This window comes from Rhodoglobus sp. G.S.23, assembly GCF_056675935.1.
Genome location: NZ_CM155237.1, coordinates 2,311,849 through 2,332,006, shown reverse-complemented (window position 1 = coordinate 2,332,006; position 20,158 = coordinate 2,311,849). Strand labels below are relative to the sequence as shown.

The window sequence follows — 20,158 nt, the reverse complement described above, 5'->3', positions numbered from 1 at the left end:
CCCGCCGGGCGATGGCTCGTGTCGGTACTCCGTGCCATCGTTAGCTCATGACGAATTACGTGGCGCTGCTTCGCGGGATCAATGTTGGCGGTTCGAACGTGATCAGCATGTCGGCGCTGAAGGAATGTTTCAGCGCTGCCGGATTCGGCGATGTGCGCACCTACATTCAGAGTGGCAACGTTGTGTTCTCCTCTGCCGTCCCCAGCAGTGCCGAGCTTGAGGTCGAGATCGAGCTGATGCTGCGCGAGCTGGTGGGAACAGAAATCCTTGCCGTCGTGCGTTCACGCGACGAGTTCGCGGCTACGGTAGCGGCGGCCCCGAGCGATCACGGGTCGGCAGAGCTGCTCAGCGATGTGCTGTTTCTCAAGAGACCATTTACCGCTGCCGAAGCAATGGACCAGTTGCCAGAACTCAACGACGAAGTCGATTCGATTTCACCGGGGCCGGATGCGCTCTACTTCTCGCGCACGGTCGTCGATTCTTCGAAGTCTCGAATTGCTCGTCTTCGGAGCAAGCGACTGTCTCAGCGAATGACGGTGCGCAACTGGCGCACGACTAATCGACTGCTTGAAATGCTCGACGCGGCAGATTAGCGGAAGATGATTGTGCGCGCCCCGTCGAGCAGTACGCGGTCTTCGGCAAACCATTTCACGGCTTGCGTGAGGGTGCGGCTCTCTTCGTCTTGACCGATCGAGACCAGTTCGCTTGAGGTGCTGGCGTGATCGACGCGCACCACGTTCTGCTCAATGATGGGTCCCTCGTCGAGGTCACTCGTCACGAAGTGGGCGGTGGCGCCGATGAGCTTCACGCCGCGAGCGTGCGCTTGTTTGTAAGGGTTTGCGCCCTTGAAGCCGGGCAGGAACGAGTGGTGGATGTTGATGATCTTGCCGCTCAACTGTTCGCACAGCTCGGGGGAGAGGATCTGCATGTAGCGGGCAAGCACCACGAGTTCGATGTCGTGCTGTTCGACTACCTCGAGGATGCGATCTTCGAACGCCAACTTCTGGCCGGGCGTCGTCACTGCGTGTGACTCGAACGGCACTTTGTAAAACTCGGCAAGAGAACCCAGATCAGGGTGGTTGCTCATTATCAGCGGAAGATCGACCGCTAGTTGACCTGCACGCTGACGGTAAAGAAGGTCATTGACGCAGTGTCCAGCCTTGGATGCCAGAACAAGAGTGCGCAGGGGGCGCCCCACAACATCGAGTTGCCATTCCATCGCGTACCGCTCGGTCACGGGTGCGAGGGCTGTCTCGAAATCGTGGCGCGAAGCATCCGATTCCACTTGGAGTCTCATGAAGAAGCGGCCGGTGTCGCCGCTGGAGAATTGCTGGGATTCGGTGATGTTGCCACCGGCGTCAACAATGGCCCCACTGATGGCGTGAACGATGCCGGGCTTGTCGTCACAAGTGAGAGTTACTATCCAGTGCGTTGAGGTGGTCACAGAATTAGCGTACCGGTGCCAGCGATAGGCTTAGGCAGATATGAGCACGCCACGCACGTCACCAGCATCCGCCACTTCTCAAGCGTTTCCGTGGGCGGGTCTCTTTACCCTCTCAGCGCTGATCTTTACCTCGGTCACTAGCGAGTGGTTGCCGACCGGTTTGTTGCCGGAGATTGCTTCTGAGCTCTCGGTTTCTGAGTCGCAAGTCGGGTTGCTCATCACGATCTTTGCGGCCACTGTCGTGATCTCCACCGCACCGCTTGCCGCGCTCACTCGAAATCAGCCCCGCAAGAAGCTTGTCATTGTGGTGTTGTTGGTTTTTGTAGTCGGAAACCTTCTGGCAGCTGCCGCCCCGAACTATGCCGTTCTGGTTATCGCCCGAATTATCGGCGGGCTGTCGCACGGACTGTTCTGGGCCGTCGTAGGGGCCTACTCGGCACACCTCGTTCCCCCGCATCAGGTCGGGCGAGCTGTTGCCGTCACGAGCGCCGGAGCCACCGCAGCCTTCGTGCTCGGTGTGCCTGTGGGAACCGCTCTCGGCCATGCCCTCGGCTGGAGACTCGCCTTCGTCGTAATCGCGATCATCATTTTGGCGCTCACGATCATGGTCGTGCGGATTCTGCCTCCCGTTGATCACCAGCAGCCTCTCGCCACTGGCGAAATTTCGATTCCCTTGCGCAAAGACCGCTCAGTGCCCGGCGTGATCTACGTGTGCATTTTGGTTGCTCTGGCAATGCTCGGCCACAACCTCTTCTACACCTACATCGTTCCCTATCTGATTGGTCCTGCCGGGATCGAGGGCGGCGCTGTCGCCGGTGTGCTGCTCATTTTTGGTGCCTCTGGTGCTGTCGGTCTTGCACTAGCCGGGCTGCTCGTTGATCGCTTCCCACGCAGCATCATCCCCGTCACCGTTGCGCTCGTCGCGATCTGCGCAGCACTGCTCGGAATGTTCCCGGCGCAACCCGCAATCATGTTCACCGTCATTGCCGTCTGGGGCATCGCCTTCGGCGGAGTCCCCGCCATGATGCAGACCCGACTCCTGCAATTGGCCTCACCCCGTATGCGCGACGTCGGCTCGGCCTACCTCACCACCTCGTTCAACATCGGCATCGGCGGCGGCGCACTGCTCGGCGGAATCCTGCTCGATCAGTACGGCGTAATCTCGCTACCCTACGTCGACGCCGCCATTCTCGGCGTTGCCGTGGTGTTCGCGATCGTCGGAGGAGAACTCCTTAGGCGTCGGAGTGCTCGGACTGCGGCAGTTCGTGACCAGCAGCCCACACCGCCTGCACCCTAAGGTCGGCATCGAGCAGCACGGCGTCGGCGGCAAATCCGGGAGCCAGAGTGCCCAGATCGCCGGAGCGCCCAATAGCCCTCGCCGGCACAGCGGAAGCCGCGGCAGCAGCCTGCGGCAGAGTTAGCCCAACTTCGTTTACAGCTCGACGCACCGCGGCATCCATCGTCAGCGTAGATCCAGCGATTGAGCCGCCATTGCTGAGTCGAGCGACCCCATTCGTGACGGTGACGTCGAGCGACCCCAGCCGGTACTGCCCGTCCTGGGAACACGCCGCAGCCATGGCGTCGGTAACAAGCGCGACGCGCCCTGGTGCCGACGCAAACAACATCTTTACGACATCGGGATGCACGTGCACGCCGTCATTGATGACCTCAAGAACCACGGATTCTCGACTGATCGCCGCCGTAATGGGCCCAGGCTCGCGGTGGTGGATGCCATGCATGGCGTTGAACGTGTGGGTGAGCAGTCGCGCCCCGGCATCGATCGCGGCGAGCGTCTGGTCGTAATCGGCTGAGGTGTGGCCGATCGCAACGGTTACACCGGCGGCGCTCAGCTGGGAGATGGCCTCCATTGCCCTGTCGAGTTCGGGGGCGAGAGTGATTTGTCGCAGCGTGCCATTGGCGGCAGCAAGCAGTTCGTCAATCTCGCTGGCGGTGGGGTTGCGCAGCGCGTCAGGGCTGTGGGCTCCCTTGAACGAGTGGTTGAGGAATGGGCCCTCCAAGTGACTGCCCAGTACCAGAGGATCGCTGGCGGCAAGTTCCGCGATTGTCGCCAGGTTTCGAACGAGGCTCGCATGGTCTCCGCTCACGAGTGAGATTACGGAGCGGGTTGTGCCCTTGGCCCGGTGCGCACGGAGAGCGGTGCGAATGGCCTCTGGGCCAGCATCGAACGCTGCACCGTTGCCGCCGTGACAGTGAATGTCAACGAAACCGGCAGTGAGAAAGTTGCCGGCGGCATCCGTGACTGTTGTCTCGTTTGTCGTGTTGGCTCGCCATTCATCGCCAGCGCCAATCGCGACTATCGTGTCGTTCTGCCACGCCACCCAACCATCGTCGACGATCTCGCTGCCGGTAACTAGCTGCGCCGAATGGATGACGTGGTCGTTCACGATGTGCTGCTCATTCCAGGCCAGCTCACTTCGGCCAGCTCACTTCATTGACGCGGTTGTAGGTGATCTCTGCGGCATCGAGCCGCGGCGACCAGTCTGCCAGACGGCGAGTGAAATCGGCCCAGTCGTGCGCGGAGCGTGGCGACCACGCAATTTCGGCGGCGGCGATAATGCGCGGAAAGACCATATATTCCAGATCGCGCACATTGTCGATTGTCTCGGTCCAGAGTGGTGCTTCGATGCCGAGGATGTGCTCATCTGTCACCCCGCTGGTGATGGCTGCTGGGTCCCAGTTGTAGGCATTGTGGAGAGTGGTCGGCCCGTCAGCCCATTCCAAGCCCAGCTTTTCGTCACTCGCATATTTCATATCGAGGTAGATGGCATCTGCGGGGGACATGATTATCTGGCCGCCCTGCTCGATGAAGGAGGCCACCCGTTTGTCGGCATCATCGCGAGGGGTGACGTAGCTCCAATACTGACCAACGGTTCCGGCGGGCAAATCGCGGCTGCGCCCCATCTCGTGCCAGCCGATCAGAGTCTTGCCATGGCTTGCCGCAATCGCCGTCGCGCGCTGGATGAACTCGAGATAGTCTTCGTCGCTTGTCGCGAGTGATTCGTCACCACCGAGGTGAAGGTACCGGCCCGGGGTTAGCTCGCTAATCTCACGAAATACGTCATCCAGAAATTGATACGTCAGTTCCTTCTCAATGCACAAGGAGCTGAATCCCACTTCGATACCGCTGTACGGCGCAGGCGCAACATCGTCGCAATTAAGTTCGGGGTAGGCAGACAGGGCCGCATTGGTGTGGCCGGGCACATCAATTTCGGGCACGACAGTGATGTAGCGGGATGCCGCATACCCAACAATCTCGGTGTAGTCGGCCTTGGTATAGAAGCCGCCGACCCCGCCGCCGACGGCCGTGGTTGCGCCGAGGCCTGTCAGATTCGGCCACGAGTCGATGTGGATGCGCCAGCCCTGATCATCGGTCAGATGCAGATGCAGCACGTTGAGCTTGAGCAGCGCCATCCGGTCGAGGTAGCGCTTGACGGCGGTCACATCGAAGAAGTGTCTCGCAACGTCGAGCATCGCGCCGCGATAGGAGAAGCGAGGGTAATCACTAATGTCGACGCACGGCACGAGCCAGGCGACATCCTGCACCGTGTGGTGTTCGATCGCGTGCGGAAGCAACTGGCGCAGCGACTGAACTCCTGCAAAAAGTTGAGCCGCGTCATCCGCTCGCAATTCGATTCGAGTTTCGGTGACGCTGAGGAGGTAACCCGGTGTCGGCTGCGCGGTGTCGCCGACGGTGAGCTCGATGGTTGGGGAGTCCGGAGTTGCTGCGGCGGCTGCGGTGGCTGCGGTGGCAACGGGAAGGCGGAATCCTGTTGCCGGACGAAGCAGTTCGGCCAAGTATTCGGCGACGGGCTGTGCGCTGCCGGTGGCATGGATGACCGTGGTGTCAGTGAGGGCACAGTGGCCTGTTCCGGCGCTGAAGTGTACGGGGGTGGGCATCACGGGGGCAGTCGTCATTGAGTTCCGATCGGCGAGGGGTTTGTCAGGGGTCCTAACTAACTAAGACTAATTCTTGCAGGTTCTCGCTACGTTGACCAGCACCCGGTAGATTTGACGTATCCACCCAAGTCGCAAGGAGCTCATCTGTGTCAACATTCCTTTCTCCTCTGTCTGAGGTAGACCCCGAGATCGCTGCAGTGCTCGCTCAAGAGCTCGGTCGCCAGCGCAACACCCTCGAGATGATTGCGAGCGAGAACTTTGTTCCTCGTGCCGTTCTTGAAGCACAGGGCTCGGTTCTCACCAACAAGTACGCAGAGGGTTATCCGGGACGCCGCTACTACGGCGGTTGCGAATTTGTGGATATTGCCGAAAAACTCGCCATCGAGCGCGCCAAGAGCCTGTTCGGCTCTGCATTCGCCAACGTTCAGCCGCACTCGGGAGCATCGGCCAACGCCGCAGTGCTCTCCGCTATTGCTAAGCCCGGCGACCGCATCCTCGGGCTCTCTCTCGACCATGGCGGGCACCTCACGCACGGTATGCGCCTCAACTTCTCTGGCAAGCTCTACGAAGCGCACGCCTATGGAGTAAACGAAGAGACCGGCGTTCTCGACATGGCCGACGTTCGCGCCAAGGCCATCGAAGTTCAGCCGCACGTGATCATCGCTGGCTGGTCGGCATACTCGCGTCAGCTCGACTTTGCCGAGTTCCGTTCGATCGCCGATGAGGTCGGAGCAGTGCTCTGGGTCGACATGGCTCACTTCGCTGGGCTCGTTGCTGCCGGACTGCACCCGAATCCCGTTCCTTTTGCGGATGTCGTCTCGTCGACAGTGCACAAGACGATCGGTGGGCCACGTTCGGGCTTCATCCTCACGAACAACGTCGACATCGCCAAGAAGATCAACTCCAATGTGTTCCCCGGACAACAGGGTGGACCCCTCATGCACGTCATCGCCGCCAAGGCGACCGCGTTCATGCTCGCGGCAACGCCCGAGTTCAAGGATCGCCAAGAGCGCACCCTTCGTGGAGCCAAGCTTCTCGCTGAGCGTCTAGTTCGCGACGACATGACAGAGCTCGGCATCGACGTGCTCACGGGAGGCACCGACGTGCACCTCGTGCTCGTCGACCTGCGCAAGTCAGAGCTCAACGGTCAAGAAGCCGAAGATCTGCTGCACTCCGTCGACATCACCGTCAACCGCAACGCTGTTCCCGCTGACCCGCGCCCACCGATGGTGACTTCAGGGCTCCGCATCGGAACGCCAGCGCTTGCTACCCGCGGATTCGGTGACGCCGAATTCACCGAGGTAGCCGACATCATTGCCGAAACCCTCAAGCCCGGAGCCGACATCGCCGCACTGCAGGTTCGCGCCCGCGCGCTCGCCGATGCCTTCCCGCTCTATGAAGGACTCGAAAGCCCAGGCAGCTGGGCATAAGCAGCACCACCAGGACTAACCGGGCCCGAACAGGCCCGGACAGGAACAACTAGAGAGCTCGTTGCCGAGTGAACTTGGCGACGAGCTCTTTAGCGTTTAATAGACAGAGCAGTGTGTAGGAGCGGCCACTCGAGCGTGTGGCCCAACGTGAATGGAAAATGATGACCGCAGTGAAACTTGATGGTGTTGCCACGGCAACCGCAGTGAAAAACGAACTGCGTGTTCGCGTCGACGCCCTCAAAGCCCGTGGCATCACTCCGGGCCTCGGCACCCTGCTCGTTGGTGACGACCCGGGATCCCGTTCCTACGTTGCCGGTAAGCACCGCGACTGCGCCGAAATTGGCATCGAATCTATTCGGGTCGATCTGCCAGCCACGGCATCCGCTGATGAAGTTCGGGATGCCATCATTGCCCTGAACGAAAACCCTGCCGTCACTGGTTACATTATTCAGTTGCCGCTGCCTGCCGGTCTCGATGAGAACGCGATGCTCGAACTCATGGACCCGGCCAAAGATGCGGATGGACTGCATCCGACAAACCTGGGTCGCCTCGTTCTAGGTGTCGGCACGAAACTCGACTCCCCGCTGCCATGTACCCCAGCCGGAATTGTCGAAATGTTGGAGCGGTACAACGTGCCCATCTCCGGCAAGCACGTCGTTGTTGTCGGTAGAGGTCTCACGGTCGGGCGGCCCCTTGGCCTCGTTCTCACCCGCAAGGGTCTGGATGCCACTGTCACCCTCACCCATTCCCGCACGACCCAACTCGAAACCCACGTTCGCCAAGGCGACATCGTGATAGCTGCTGTCGGCTCTGCTGGGCTTATCCGCCCCGAGTGGATCAAGCCAGGGGCGGCAGTGCTCGACGTCGGAATCACTCGCGTCATCAACGATGAAACAGGCAAGGGCCGACTCGTTGGAGATGTTGATCCCGGCGTGGCAGAGGTCGCAGGATTCCTCTCACCAATGCCAGGCGGGGTTGGTCCGATGACTCGCGCGATGCTCGTCAAGAACGTCGTCGACGCGGCTGAACGGCTGTAGCGGTGACCGCAGAACGGCCGCCGAGGCCACAGCGAGTGACCCCCCGCACTCCACGTAAGCGCCGTTTTCCTTGGGCTCAAGTGTGGGTCTGGGCCGGCACGATTGTCGCGATCGGCCTCGCGATCGCCGTTGTATTCAAGATCAACGGCTAACGATCGCGCAGGGCACCCTGCGACGGCGAGAACGCCTCCACGGTGGGTTGCCCCATTGCGTGCTCGGCGAAAGCTCCATCGAGAGCTACTCGCACCCGGGATGCCGTATCGGTGTCGACGAGGGCGACAGCAACTCCGCTGAACGGACGACCGAGCATCCGCGCGCCCAAAGCACCGGCGGTGAGAGCTGTTTCGACGGCGAGGTCAACTTCGGTGGTTGAGATGCCGTAGTCGTCGCGCAGGCTCGCGTGCGAGGCGTCGAGCAGAGCGCCAAGAAGCCGCGGTGTTTCATCGCGAATGGCGAGCGCTGCGTCACGAACCCGCTGATTCTCTGTGATGGTGTGCAAGGTTCGGCGTACCTCGTCATCCGCTGTCACCGTCTCGAGGGCGTCCGCCGTTGGGGCATCAGTGTCGATGACGAGTAGTTCGAGCCCGGCCGTCGTCCAGTCGAGGGGGAGGAGCTCTGGCCGAGTCTCGCGCTCTAACCGCACGAGGGCGTGGTCGTCGAGCGCAAACACGCACGCCGCAATTTCGGGGTGCTCTGGCAAGTGGGAGACGTCTTTGCTCAGGTTCCACAGGTCAGTCAGGGCCAGCGCGATCGCGGCCTCCAGCGCGGCCGAGGAACCCAATCCGGCGCCAATGGGCACCGTGGTGTCGATGAACACGTCCACGCCGCTCAATGAATCAGCGTCCGCGGATGCCGTCAGTGCCTCCTGCACGATACCCAGCGCGATACGACTCCAGCCCTGAACCTCGGTCGAGGCCAACTCGTCGAGCTCGATCGTGACGAGCTCATCAACGAGGGCGCTCGCGATGCGTACGGTACGGTCGGAGCGAAGCCCGGCGGCGAGCACGGTGCGGCGATTGATCGCGATGGCCAGTTCGGCATCCGTCTCTGGACTATCGGCGGTGCCGAGGAGGGTGAGGCGACCGGGGGCTGACCACACGCCAGTGGCGGGGTGGCCGAAGACGGCCTCGAAGTCGTAAAGTACGTCGTCGCGAATATCTGACATGGGTGCTTCTTTCGTGAGTGCATTGCGCCGGTAGGCTAGTGCGGTGATTGCGCCTACCGGAACCCAGTACATCATCACTCGCGCCACTGAGCAGGGAGAGGCGCGGGCGACCATCACCGAACTAGCGGCATCGTTGCGGGAGTTCAGCATCGGTGACGTTGAACTGGTGGAATCGTACGCCGAATCGGCGATGCCTCCCTTCGCTGATGGCATCGTGTTGGTTCCGTGGCCGAACCGCGTTGAAGATGGTCGCTGGATGCTCGATGGTGAGGTTCAGCAACTCGATATCACTGAGGGCGACCGCAACAACGCCATTCATGGTCTGCTCCGCAACACCGGTTACACGCTTGTCGAACGCACACCAGAGTCCGTTACTTTGGGCGCGACCATATTTCCGCAGCACGGATACCCGTTTCACGTCCGGACGACGGTGCGCTACGAACTGGTCGAGAAGGGCTTGCGCGTCACTCACACCGCCACAAACCTCTCAGATGCCGCAGCGCCGTATGCGCTCGGTGCTCATCCGTTCTTCAAGCTCGGTGAGACCCCGATCGCGCAGCTCACACTCACAATGAGCGCCGCCACTCGCTTCGAGTCGAATGAGCGCCTCATCCCCACCGCTGAAGTTGCTGTGGCGGGTACCGAATTTGACCTGAGCGGTGGACGCCTGATTGGCGAACTAGATCTGGATACTGCGTTCGCCGGTATCGAGGTTGTTGACGGTGTCGCAGCTCGTCTCACCGCACCGGATGGCCGCGAGCTTCGGGTCACTGTCGATGAGAAGTTCGATTTCGTGCAGCTCTTCACTCCTCGCAATTTTCCGACGCTTGCGGGTGTCGGCCAGGTTGTCGCGATTGAGCCGATGACGGCAGCGCCGAACGCGTTCAACACTGGCCGTGGGCTCCTCTGGCTTGAGCCGGGGGTCGAGTTCTCGGCTACCTGGGGAATCGAGTACTCCGCATGACGCGCACCCCCACCCCTCGCGAGGTTCGGCGCTGGCGACGCTATCTTGCGGCCGAACGTGCCGAAGCCGCCGTCTACCGTGATCTTGCATCCCGTCGCACCGGCGAAGAGCGCGAGATTCTGTTGGCACTTGCTGCGGCAGAAAAACGTCACGAAGATCACTGGCTAACCTTGCTTGGCGAGCATGCTGGTCGTCCACTGGCGACAGACCCGCGCACCCGACTGCTTGGCCTCTTGGCTCGGCGATTTGGTTCAGTCTTTGTGCTCGCGCTTGCGCAGCGGGCAGAATCCCGATCGCCGTATATGGATGATGCTGACGCAACAGACTCGATGGCCGCCGACGAAGCGGTGCACGAGGAAGTGGTGCGCGCTCTCGCGACGCGTGGCCGCCAACGTCTCTCGGGTACGTTCCGCGCCGCCGTGTTCGGAGCCAACGATGGGCTCGTCTCCAACCTCGCCCTCGTGCTCGGTATGAGTGCGGCAGGATTGCCCAACTCGATCGTGTTGCTTTCTGGTGTTGCCGGGCTCCTCGCCGGTGCGCTCTCAATGGCGGCAGGCGAATACGTCTCTGTTCGGTCGCAACTCGAACTCGAGAATGCTGCCACCCATGGACCCATTGCGACCGATTCGGTTTCTCACCTCGACGTCGACGAAAACGAGTTGGCCCTCGTTTACCGCGCTCGCGGAATGAGCGAGCAAGACGCTGACGTGCACGCTGCTGAAGTGTTAGCCGGCCCAGAAAAGCAGGCCGAGCGCGATACTTCTGCGCACAATCCCATCGGGTCGGCCGTCGGAGCATCCGCATCCAGCTTCATGTTCTTTGCCTCTGGTGCGGTCATCCCAGTGCTGCCGTACCTCTTTGGTGCTGAAGGGCTCACTGCTGTCTTCATCGCCAGCGGCCTCGTCGGTATCGCGCTTCTCATTACTGGCGCTATCGTCGGGCTGCTCTCGGGTGCTTCGCCGCTGAAGCGGGCGCTGCGCCAACTAGCGATTGGTTATGGTGCCGCTGCGGCAACCTATCTCCTAGGTTTACTATTTGGGGTAAGCGTCGGCTAGTTCGGTAGCGACGGTTACGGCGAGGAGGCCGCGATGGCTACAGCACTGATAGTGGTGGATGTTCAACGAGGCTTCGACGATTCCGACTATTGGGGCGATCGCAACAACCCCGACTGCGAATCAAATATTGGCATGCTGATTGGTCACTGGCGTCGCGAAGGCTGGCCCATTGTGTATGTTCGCCACGATTCCGCCGATCCTGAATCACCCCTGCATCCGAGCTCGCAGGGTAATGAGTTCAAGGATGTACTGTCGGGCACTCCCGACCTGATTGTGTCGAAATCAGTGAACTCTAGCTTTCATGGCAGCCCTGATCTCGACTCGTGGCTGCAAGCATCCGGAATCAACTCGATCGCAATCTGCGGCATCACCACAAACCACTGTTGCGAAACCACTGCGAGGGTCGGTGGCAATCTCGGTTATGAGGTGACGTTCGTGTTGGATGCCACCCATACTTTCGATCGCGTCGGACCGTATGGCGAAGAAGTCACCGCCGATGAACTCTCCCGCATAACCGGAGTGAACCTTCATGACGAGTTCGCTCACATCGTGCACACGAGAGAACTGTTGGGCGCAGCTCCCGAGGGATTCATTGTCTAGAGCGGCATTTCTGGTAGCGCTAGAGCAGTGCCGAGTTTCGCCCGATAGCGAACCAGATGAGTGATCCGATAAATGGTGCGACGAGAATGACGATCAACCAGAGCAGTTTGGTATTAGTCGGCATTGTCGAGTTGAAGACTTGCATGAGCGCAATGACAATCAGTGCGAGATACGCAACGACCGCGAGAATCGGAATGATTCCCCAGAGAAGGGAGAAGTCGGTCATGGTGCCTCCTTGGTGGGTAGCTCAACTCTACCGAGTATGACTCAATAAAACAGTGTGTGTTTCATGGAGGGATGCCGCTCTTGAGCTAGCACGCGGGGCGCAATCCGGCCGATTCTCAGTGGGTCAGGCTATTCTGAGAAAAGCTAACGGCACTTCGGTCGCTGGGCAGCTCACTCACGCTTTCACGAAGGGGCCCCCATGATTGATCATGTTTCTTCTCCCGCGGTTGTTGACCGCGATGATGTTGTTTTGCACGACGGGCTTTTGGCTCTGAGTAATGACACTTTGACACCGCGGGAAGCGGTGCGCCACGATCTCCTGTTTCTTCGCGGTGTGCTCGATGATGCGGGCATCAAGTTTTTGTTGGTGCGCGGTGACGGCGAAACACCTGTGTTGGCAGTCGATTGGAAAGACCGCAAAGCGCTCGGATTTGCTTTAGTTTCCGCGTGCCAAAATGAACCATTTTATGTGAAGCCGGCCCGCATTAAAGAGAATGGCAAGCCGGTGGCATCGGATGCCCGTGACAGTCCTGTTCTCGTGGCGGATGGCGTTCTGGTGTCTGCCATTAAGGCGAAAGCGATGATGCTGTTTCGTCCGAGGGTTGAGCCTGCGGGCCGTCTCCGTTTCGATGCGCCATTCGGTGTGCGCCTTGAACTGTGGGAATACGTTCGTGACGAAGTAGTAGCCCCTAACCCGAATGCGTTGATGCGTCGGTGGGTGCCGCGCAGCGAAGCGATTGACGACACTGTCGAATTTTACGGCCAGTCGTGGCCGACGCTGCGGGGAATGTTCGATCCGCTTGCCAGCGATATTCAATTTGATATCGACATTGTGTTCTCGTGGGTTGACGGCGCCGAGCTGGAGTGGCAAAAAGCTCGCGCTGCCCGTATGGCGAACTTTGTTGTTGGTGAGGGTGACGACTCCGAGGCACGCTTTAGGCAGTTGGATGAGCTGAAATACGCTCTGCGTTCGGTGCACTTGTTCGCACCGTGGATTCGCAATATCTATATTGCGACTGACTCGCCCCGTCCGGCATGGTTGGCCGAGCATCCGCGGGTCACGTTGATGCGCAGCGAAGACTTTTTCGCTAACCACGACGATCTGCCTACCCACAATTCGCATGCCGTGGAGAGTCAGCTACACAACATCCCGGGCCTCAGCGAGCACTTCTTGTATTCGAATGACGACATGTTCTTTGGTCGTTCGGTGAGCCCGTCGGCTTTCTTCACGCCCGGTGGGGTGTCGAAGTTTATTGAGGCGCGCACCCGTATTGGTCTGGGGGAGAGCAGTGTCGAGCGTTCCGGCTTTGAGAATGCGGCGCGGGTGAATCGTCGACTATTGCAGCAGAAGTTTGGCGCGACCATAACGCGCCATCTCGAGCATGCTGCAACGCCCCTGCGGGTTTCGGTTTTGAAGGAGTTGGAGCAGGAATTCCCTGAGGATTTCAAGCGCACCAGTGCGAGTGCTTTCCGCCAAGCCACTGACGTTTCAGTGACCAATTCGCTGTACCACTACTACGCGCTGTTGAGCGGCAAGGCGATGATTCAGGCGGATGCCAAGGTCAAGTATGTTGATACGACATCGCTTGAGGGTTTACGCAAGATGCGGTCGCTGCTGCGCAAACGGTCGAGTGACTTCTTCTGCCTGAATGATGGCAGCTTTCCGGAGGTGTCAGCGGAAGACCGTGCGGCTGCTGTGCGCACGTTCCTTGACGAGTATTACCCCATTGCGGCGCCCTGGGAGCTTCCCGAAGCGGAGTAGCGTTACCGCTGGCCCGCAATAGGTTTGCGCGTGCGCGTGCGCCTGCGCCTGCGCCTGCGCCTCGTGCAAGCGTGCGGCACGGCTGGGTGCGATGTCCGCTAGGCAGAGACGGCAGCAGCGATGGCGACCGGTTTGACGTGCTCGTTGACCGCCGGGCCAATGGTGATGTTCTCTTTCTCAAGAATCGCTGCAGTCTCTTCGGCTGTGACGTGTGAGAGGCTGCCGTAATCACCGAGCGGCACCACCGAGTGCATGACGGTGTCGTCATAGACGTGCACAAGGTTGAACGATTGGGCGCCATCGCGGCCGCGGGTTCCGCCCGTGGGCACATTGAGGTCTTGCGTGTAGCAGGTAGCTGACGCGACCGACACGGGAATGCCCGCAAACATGGCCGTGGTCGAGTAATGCAAGTGGCCAGCAATGATGCTGCGGATGTCGCTGCCGCGAATCACTGCGGCGAGTTCCTTTTGGGCACGAAGCTCAACGGTGACCGACAGATCCAGCACGGTGGGAACCGGCGGGTGGTGCATCGCGAGGATCGTTCCGTGGGGTGCCGGAGTGGCAAGCACATTGTGCAGCCACAGCAGTTGGGCATCCGTCACTTGACCGTAGTGGTGGCCGATGACGGTGGAGTCGAGAGAGATGATGCGCAGCCCGTTTACGTTGATGACGCTGTCGATCGGGTCAGTGGTGGCGACATCGTCAAGGAGGGCGGTACTGAAGGTCGCGCGATCATCGTGGTTGCCCATCACCCAAATGACTTGCGCGCCGAGACGCTCAGCGGCAGGCTCAACAATGTCGCGCAGGGCGCGGTAGGCGCCCGCTTCGCCCTTGTCGGCGAGGTCGCCAGTAAAGACGATTGCTTCGGGTCGAGAACCGGATGCTTCCAACTCAGCGAACAGCTGACGAAGCTTAGCTTCACTGTCGAGGATGTCGTAGAGTCGCCCATCGCCCGCCAAGAAGTGAGTGTCGCTGAGATGCAACACGAAATGGTCGGGTCGAGGGTATTGCGACACGTAGCCGGTCATAGGTCTAGTCCAACACTTGAACATGGATGCAAGGTGAACATCCTGCGGCAAGTTGCGGCCCGATACAAGGGTTTCGGCAGGTCGCACCGCGGTTTGTGGCCCGGTTTGGGGGTCTCCGTGCGTGCTGGGGTACACGGTCTCGCTGTGGGAACGGCGGATGCTTCGGCTCGCGTAGCCCTTGTTGGGGGAGGCGTCAGCCCTCGCAAGCGAGATACTCTCGACTAGTGCGCTCGGGGAGCGTGCCTTGGGGAAGAATGACTGAAGAAGTTCACACTGTGCCGCTCGTTTCACCGCTCGAGGAGGCAGATGATTTGATCGATCGCCCGGCGGCGTACTCGGTTATCGAAGAACTGTTTCGCGTTCAGGCCACGATGGAGCCGCGCAGCACGCTTCGGCGAGTTTTTGGCACCCGACCCGTTCACGAAGATGCCCAGAGCTGGTTCGCCGGGGCGCTCGGGGAGCTGAAAGTCGGCGAGCTTCTTTCGCGACTTGGGCCGGAGTGGACTGTGTTGCATGCGGTCCCGGTGGGTACGGGCGCGAGCGATATTGATCACGTGGTCATCGGCCCGGCCGGAGTTTTCACGATCAACACCAAACGCCATCGGGGTAAAAAGATCTGGGTAGGGGAGCGGATGCTTATGGTGGCCGGTCAGAAAACGGACCACCTTCGTAACTCCCGCCACGAGGCTAAACGGGCAGCGAAGCTATTGACGCGAGCCACCGGATTTCCTGTTGATGTGTATCCGGTGTTGGCGATTGTCGAACCGGCATCGTTCACATTTCGGCAGCGTCCTGCAGACGTGACCATCATGGATGCCCGCCGATTGCCGCGTTGGCTGAAGCGCCGCAGGACCGTGCTCGATCCGGACGCGCTTGCGCGAATTATCGATGCAGCGACGGAAATTCGAACGTGGCACCCGACCGCAGACCTCTCGATCGATCCCACTTACCTCGATCGCTTCTTCGAGCTCGAGCGGAAAGACAACCAAGCCTACTTAGTCCGATTGGCGTGGTCACTCGGTATCGCTATCGCGGCAGGGGCCACCGCGATTTCATTCCTCACGTCGTTAACTGCTGGCTTCTGATTGCAGAGCAGCGTCCGCTTCTAGTGGTGCACGCCCGCGCGACTTGCGATCTCTGAGCTAGTCTCGCCAGCTATGCTGCGGCACCCAGCCGAGTAACCGCTCGGCCTTGGCGATCGACGCCAACGACGTGTTGACGCCGAGCTCGCCGCGGATCTCAACGTCAGGGAATACCTCGGCAACGAGCTCGGCGTTGGAACGCGTCATGACGGTGTCGCTCGCAAAGATATTGAAGACCTCGTAGCCGGGGCGGGAGGTTTCCAGCGCCAAACGGATGGCGTTGGCGCCGTCGCGGGCATCGATGTAGCCCCACAGGTTCCAGGACCGCTGCCGGGCATCCGCATCGAAGCTAGGGAACTTCTCGTAGTCGGCCGGGTTCATCACATTCGAAAAGCGCAGCGCTGTGATGCTCAGTGTGGGATCCCAGCGCACAAATTTTTGCGCCATCTGCTCTTCGAGGTGCTTGACCATCGAATAGGTCGACTCCGGACGAGTTTCGCACTCCTCATCGAGCGGGATATAGGGAGGGGGAGTCTCGAACGGCAAACCCAGTACTGTCTCACTCGACGCGTACGCAATTGTCTTGATGCCGAGGCGCTTGCACGCCTGAAATACGTTGAACGTTGCATTCATGTTGTTGTGGAAAGTGGCAGCGTCAGACCAGAGGCCGGGCGCGGGGATCGCACCGAGGTGAGCAACAGCATCCAGACCCTCGTGACGATCGTTGATGCCGGCGAGAGCATCCACTACCTGGCCGTAGTCGGTGAGGTCAACGTAGGTGAACTCGTTGCGGTCAGGGCCAGCCATATCGAGCACCGTCACTGTGTGGCCGGCAGCACGCAGACCGGCAACAGTGGCGCGGCCGAGCTTGCCGTTTCCGCCAGTGACAGCGATACGAAGGGGAGTGGATGACATGGTGGGCTCCTTTGCTTGGTGCGACTACACAACTTTCTCGGCAGCCACGAGCAACTCTAACTCGCGCTTTCGGTCGGATGCTGAGCGGCGTACGCTCGGCTCACAGCACACGCCAGACCATGCGAAGGAGCCGCGCAATGACGAAATTTCTGATCTCTTTTCCCAGCGAGGCAATGATCGTCTCCGATGACGACTTGCCCCAAGTGGCGGATGACGCGCGAGCGGTCGTTCAAGAGGCAAAGGACGCCGGCGTCTACGTTTTCGGCGGTGGTATCAATGAGGATGTCGCAGCGGTCAGCGTGACTGGTGGCGGCGAAGTGCGCGCTGAGCTCTATCCGCAGTCGAAGAACCTCAAGGGAGGGTTCACCGTGCTCGAACTGGCAAGCCGCGACGACGCCGTCGCGTGGGCGGCAAAAATTGCGACCGCCTGCCGGTGCGCTCAAGAGCTACGGGAATTTCAGTACGATCCGATGTCGTGAACGAGGTTGTTTCAATCTCGGGTGTATCTCGCTGCAACAGCTACGAACGCGACGGAAACTCCGCGAGTTCCGACGCCCACGCTGCAACCGCGCGCTTAAGCTCACTCGGCGAGAGTGTGAGGTCCATAAAGAATTCCATGTCGCTCGTCACGCTCGGAGGTTGTGACTCAAGCCAGAGGAACACGCGCAGCACGACGGCAGAGGGGGCGAAGCTCACGAGGCCGAATCCGAGGTTTGGTTCGACGTGAGAAATGGTGGGCTCTAGCGCGCTTGCGCCGACTAGCTCGATCGGCGCAACAAGCCCGTTAGCGGCACGCGTAAACCACGTGCCCAGGTTGCGTGCCTCATCCACGAGCAAGCAGGGCTCGAGAAAGTTCCACTCCTCGGAACCCCAACGCGCGCGCCCGTCGATCAGCAGCCAGTTGGCGTCGTAAGGATCAACACGTACGTCCTCGAACTGGTACGCCATCGGCTCGATGCTGAGATAGTTCGTTCCGTCGGCGTCCCACAATTCCATGCTCAGGAGCCTAATCGCGGCATGCTCTCGAGGACGGAGAACAATCGCAACACGCTGCCTCGAAGGCGAAGAAAAATGTGGGCCCGCCGGGACTCGAACCCGGGACCCGCGGATTAAAAGTCCGATGCTCTACCAACTGAGCTACAGGCCCTACATGTTAAGCGTACCGTGAGGTTATGGCAGAAAATTTCCATAAGCCCACGCAGTACTCGACAGATAAGTTTGACACATTTGAGGGCGGACAAGATCCCGCCCAAATAATGCGCGCAGCCCACGATACAGCCCACGCGCTGGTTGATGGTGCACGCGACACGGATGATCCTGCCGTGCTCGACCGAATTATCGCCTACACCGACGAACATGGCATCGATGCGCTCGCCGAGTTGTGGTCTCGCTCAAGCCCCGGCAGTCTCCCTGGCGCTCTTTGGCGTATCTACCTCTTGCGGGCCGTCATCCAGCAGGATGCTGTGGGAACGAGCCTTCTCTTTCAGCGCGGCATTGACACGCTCCCCACCATTGATGCTGCTGTAACTGGCGCAGTGAATCCCACAGGGCCGAAAGAGATTAAAGACTTAGCCGACCAAATCTTGCGCGGAGTCTTTCGCGGAGATTTTGGTGTTGCTCTCGATCGGGCTGCATCCTTCAGCCGCATTTTGGCATCCGGGGCCGGCAGCATCGCAGATGACCAAGAATTACTGAACCCTGAACGCGCAAGCGAGCTCACGACTCGGGCCCACCGCTACTCGCTCACAGCGGAGGAGTTCGCGACCTGCGCCAAACTGTTTCGGGCAGCAACCCTCGACTAGCTTGCGAGACCTAGTTCATCTTGGCGAGACGTTTGGCGCGGGCAGCGCCAGACACCTGCACGGTCACCACAATGACCAGCGCCAGAATGAACACGGCTGAAGCAACGACATTTGCCTCAGCGGGAATGCCTCGAGCCGCTGAAACCCAGATGTACTTCGGGAACGTGGTCACATTGCCTGAGTTGAAGTTCGTGATGATGAAGTCATCGAATGACAACGCGAACGACAGCAAGGCTGCAGCAAGGATTCCGGGAAGTAACAACGGGAACGTGATGCGCATAAATACTTGAAGCGCTGACCCGTAAAGGTCTCGACCGGCCTCTTCAAGAGCCGGATCCAAGGTTGCGACGCGGGCCTTCACGGCAACCACCACAAAGCTGATGCTGAACATCGTGTGGGCGAGGATGATCGTCGTCATGTCCTTGGGAACACCGATCGACAGAAACTGCGCCGCGAGTCCCGCGCCCAGTACGACCTCTGGCGTAGCCATCGGCAGAAAGAGGAATAAGCTCAACTGCGAGCGGAACTTGAACCGGTAACGCACCATCGCGATGGCGATCATCGTGCCGAGCGTGGTTGCCACCACCGTCGACACCACCGCGATGAAGATGCTGTTGCCGAAGGCCTCACAAACAGCACCATTCTGCACATTGCAGACGTTGAGCCATTTGTCGAAGGTGAAACCACGCCACGTGATGTTCGATTTCAGTGAATCGTTGAAGCTATAGACGAAGGTGTAGCCGATCGGAATCATCAAAATCAGCAGCGCAAGCGCTGTGTAAACGGGGAGTACCCATTTGCCGATGGAGAGTTTCACAGAAGCTCCTCCGTTCCGGATTTCTTCACATAGATGCTGACGATTACCAGAATTGCTGTCATCAGAATGATGGAGAGAGCTGCTCCCGCGGGGTAGTTCTGCAGCACCAGAAAGTTCGCCTCGATCACATTGCCGATCATCTGGGTGCCGGTGCCACCAAGAAACTCTCGACTCGCGTTAATGTAGTCGCCCGCGGCCGGGATGAACGTCAGCAAGGTTCCCGCCACGATGCCTGGCATGGAGAGCGGAATAGTTACCTTGCGAAATACGTGGAATGGGCTGGCGTAAAGATCACTACCAGCTTCGAGGTAGCGCACATCGAGCCTCTCCAGCGTCGTGTACAGCGGCAGTGTCATGAACGGGATGAAATTATAGGTGAGGCCGAAAATTACCGAGAATGCGGTTCCGGTGACGTGGGCGTCTGGCGCAAGCAGCGACATGGCTTTGAGGGACGTTACGAGGAATGACTCGTCGGAGAAAAGCTGCTTCCAAGCTAGGGTACGCAGCAGAAAGCTGATAAAAAATGGCGCGATAATCAACACCAGAGCGAGGCTCTGCAACAGAGGCCAGCGCCTAGCTTTAACTCCAATAAAGTACGCCAGCGGGTAGCTGATAATCAGAGCGAAGAACGTGGCGGTTATTGCATAGCCGAACGAACGAATAATGTGCGGCCAGTAAGTGGTGACGACGTCAACGTAGTTCTCCCAGCGGAATGCGTAACTAAATTCACCGAAGTCGCCGAACTCTGCCGGCGCTTTTAACGACGTCAGCAGAAGCGATAACAGTGGCGTCAGAAAGAAGAGAACAAGATAGAGGATGCCGGGGAGCAGGAGTAGCAGCGCTATCGGGCTCTTCTTGCGAGAAGTATCAGCTGCGGCGGGAGCAGTCGATGAAGAGAACGCCGCGAAAGCCAT

21 protein-coding genes and 1 tRNA gene are annotated in these 20,158 nt (G+C 59.7%); 11 read left to right on the top strand and 11 right to left on the bottom strand.

Translation table 11 applies throughout. The features are described 5' to 3' along the window. Positions 1-47 precede the first annotated feature (47 nt). The gene (locus AC1ENN_RS11400; RefSeq protein WP_449647369.1) at positions 48-593 is read left to right on the top strand and encodes a DUF1697 domain-containing protein; all 546 of its coding nucleotides are present in this window, start codon (positions 48-50) and stop codon (positions 591-593) included. Here AC1ENN_RS11400 and purU read toward each other — a convergent pair. Further along, positions 590-1,444, bottom strand: a complete 855-nt coding sequence (gene purU / locus AC1ENN_RS11395) for a formyltetrahydrofolate deformylase (RefSeq protein ID WP_449647368.1) — start codon at positions 1,442-1,444, stop codon at positions 590-592. The genes AC1ENN_RS11400 and purU overlap by 4 nt on opposite strands. Positions 1,445-1,484: 40 nt before the next feature. Between purU and AC1ENN_RS11390 the strand changes: the two genes are divergently transcribed. Then, positions 1,485-2,741 (top strand): MFS transporter, encoded by a 1,257-nt coding sequence (locus AC1ENN_RS11390; protein ID WP_449647367.1) that lies wholly within the window; start codon positions 1,485-1,487, stop codon positions 2,739-2,741. Here AC1ENN_RS11390 and nagA read toward each other — a convergent pair. Continuing rightward, on the bottom strand, positions 2,677-3,849 hold the full coding sequence (gene nagA / locus AC1ENN_RS11385) for an N-acetylglucosamine-6-phosphate deacetylase (RefSeq protein ID WP_480406088.1): 1,173 nt from the start codon (positions 3,847-3,849) through the stop codon (positions 2,677-2,679). The genes AC1ENN_RS11390 and nagA overlap by 65 nt on opposite strands. A gap of 25 nt (positions 3,850-3,874) precedes the next feature. Continuing rightward, entirely contained in the window at positions 3,875-5,380 is a 1,506-nt protein-coding gene (locus AC1ENN_RS11380) for a family 20 glycosylhydrolase (RefSeq protein WP_480406087.1), read from the bottom strand. Between the two features lie 128 nt (positions 5,381-5,508). Here AC1ENN_RS11380 and glyA point away from each other — a divergent pair, with 128 nt between their 5' ends. Beyond that, complete coding sequence (gene glyA, locus AC1ENN_RS11375; protein ID WP_480391230.1) at positions 5,509-6,792, top strand: serine hydroxymethyltransferase; 1,284 nt, start codon at positions 5,509-5,511, stop codon at positions 6,790-6,792. A 161-nt stretch (positions 6,793-6,953) separates the two neighbouring features. Then, positions 6,954-7,829 carry a bifunctional methylenetetrahydrofolate dehydrogenase/methenyltetrahydrofolate cyclohydrolase gene (locus AC1ENN_RS11370; protein WP_449647363.1) on the top strand — a complete coding sequence of 292 codons (876 nt, stop codon included), beginning with the start codon at positions 6,954-6,956 and terminating at the stop codon, positions 7,827-7,829. A 148-nt stretch (positions 7,830-7,977) separates the two neighbouring features. Here the strand turns inward: AC1ENN_RS11370 and AC1ENN_RS11365 are convergent, their stop codons facing one another. After that, positions 7,978-8,994 carry a galactokinase gene (locus AC1ENN_RS11365; RefSeq protein ID WP_449647362.1) on the bottom strand — a complete coding sequence of 339 codons (1,017 nt, stop codon included), beginning with the start codon at positions 8,992-8,994 and terminating at the stop codon, positions 7,978-7,980. Between the two features lie 43 nt (positions 8,995-9,037). Here AC1ENN_RS11365 and AC1ENN_RS11360 point away from each other — a divergent pair, with 43 nt between their 5' ends. Genes AC1ENN_RS11360 through AC1ENN_RS11350 form a run of 3 tightly spaced genes read left to right on the top strand, consistent with a single transcriptional unit; the run spans position 9,038 to position 11,613 of the window. Then, the gene (locus tag AC1ENN_RS11360) at positions 9,038-9,958 is read left to right on the top strand and encodes an aldose 1-epimerase family protein (RefSeq protein WP_480406086.1); all 921 of its coding nucleotides are present in this window, start codon (positions 9,038-9,040) and stop codon (positions 9,956-9,958) included. After that, a complete protein-coding gene (locus tag AC1ENN_RS11355; RefSeq protein ID WP_449647360.1) occupies positions 9,955-11,013 on the top strand; it encodes a VIT1/CCC1 transporter family protein in 1,059 nt (352 codons plus the stop codon). The genes AC1ENN_RS11360 and AC1ENN_RS11355 overlap by 4 nt, the downstream gene beginning before the upstream one ends. Before the next feature lie 33 nt (positions 11,014-11,046). Then, the gene (locus AC1ENN_RS11350) at positions 11,047-11,613 is read left to right on the top strand and encodes a cysteine hydrolase family protein (protein WP_449647359.1); all 567 of its coding nucleotides are present in this window, start codon (positions 11,047-11,049) and stop codon (positions 11,611-11,613) included. Between the two features lie 19 nt (positions 11,614-11,632). Here the strand turns inward: AC1ENN_RS11350 and AC1ENN_RS11345 are convergent, their stop codons facing one another. Then, entirely contained in the window at positions 11,633-11,839 is a 207-nt protein-coding gene (locus tag AC1ENN_RS11345; protein WP_449647358.1) for a PLDc N-terminal domain-containing protein, read from the bottom strand. A gap of 198 nt (positions 11,840-12,037) precedes the next feature. Here AC1ENN_RS11345 and AC1ENN_RS11340 point away from each other — a divergent pair, with 198 nt between their 5' ends. Continuing rightward, complete coding sequence (locus AC1ENN_RS11340; protein WP_449647357.1) at positions 12,038-13,600, top strand: stealth family protein; 1,563 nt, start codon at positions 12,038-12,040, stop codon at positions 13,598-13,600. 98 nt (positions 13,601-13,698) lie between these two features. On the opposite strand, the gene AC1ENN_RS11335 is transcribed toward AC1ENN_RS11340, so the two are convergent. Continuing rightward, positions 13,699-14,628, bottom strand: a complete 930-nt coding sequence (locus AC1ENN_RS11335) for a phosphodiesterase (RefSeq protein WP_449647356.1) — start codon at positions 14,626-14,628, stop codon at positions 13,699-13,701. A gap of 254 nt (positions 14,629-14,882) precedes the next feature. On the opposite strand from AC1ENN_RS11335, the gene AC1ENN_RS11330 reads away from it, so the two are divergent. Further along, a complete protein-coding gene (locus tag AC1ENN_RS11330) occupies positions 14,883-15,713 on the top strand; it encodes a nuclease-related domain-containing protein (protein WP_480391224.1) in 831 nt (276 codons plus the stop codon). Between the two features lie 57 nt (positions 15,714-15,770). Here the strand turns inward: AC1ENN_RS11330 and AC1ENN_RS11325 are convergent, their stop codons facing one another. Continuing rightward, on the bottom strand, positions 15,771-16,625 hold the full coding sequence (locus AC1ENN_RS11325; protein ID WP_480406085.1) for an NAD-dependent epimerase/dehydratase family protein: 855 nt from the start codon (positions 16,623-16,625) through the stop codon (positions 15,771-15,773). Positions 16,626-16,762: 137 nt separating this feature from the next. On the opposite strand from AC1ENN_RS11325, the gene AC1ENN_RS11320 reads away from it, so the two are divergent. Continuing rightward, positions 16,763-17,104, top strand: coding sequence for a YciI family protein (locus tag AC1ENN_RS11320; protein ID WP_449647352.1), 342 nt, complete (start codon positions 16,763-16,765; stop codon positions 17,102-17,104). 40 nt (positions 17,105-17,144) lie between these two features. Here AC1ENN_RS11320 and AC1ENN_RS11315 read toward each other — a convergent pair whose 3' ends face one another. Then, entirely contained in the window at positions 17,145-17,621 is a 477-nt protein-coding gene (locus tag AC1ENN_RS11315; protein WP_449647351.1) for a WapI family immunity protein, read from the bottom strand. Positions 17,622-17,699: 78 nt separating this feature from the next. Beyond that, positions 17,700-17,772 (bottom strand) — tRNA-Lys (locus AC1ENN_RS11310). Positions 17,773-17,797: 25 nt separating this feature from the next. On the opposite strand from AC1ENN_RS11310, the gene AC1ENN_RS11305 reads away from it, so the two are divergent. Beyond that, positions 17,798-18,427: a DNA-directed RNA polymerase subunit beta gene (locus AC1ENN_RS11305; protein WP_449647350.1), complete on the top strand. Its 630-nt coding sequence runs from the start codon at positions 17,798-17,800 to the stop codon at positions 18,425-18,427. A gap of 10 nt (positions 18,428-18,437) precedes the next feature. Here the strand turns inward: AC1ENN_RS11305 and AC1ENN_RS11300 are convergent, their stop codons facing one another. After that, entirely contained in the window at positions 18,438-19,244 is an 807-nt protein-coding gene (locus AC1ENN_RS11300; protein WP_449647349.1) for an ABC transporter permease, read from the bottom strand. Beyond that, entirely contained in the window at positions 19,241-20,158 is a 918-nt protein-coding gene (locus AC1ENN_RS11295; RefSeq protein ID WP_449647348.1) for an ABC transporter permease, read from the bottom strand. Before AC1ENN_RS11295 ends, AC1ENN_RS11300 begins: the two co-directional genes overlap by 4 nt.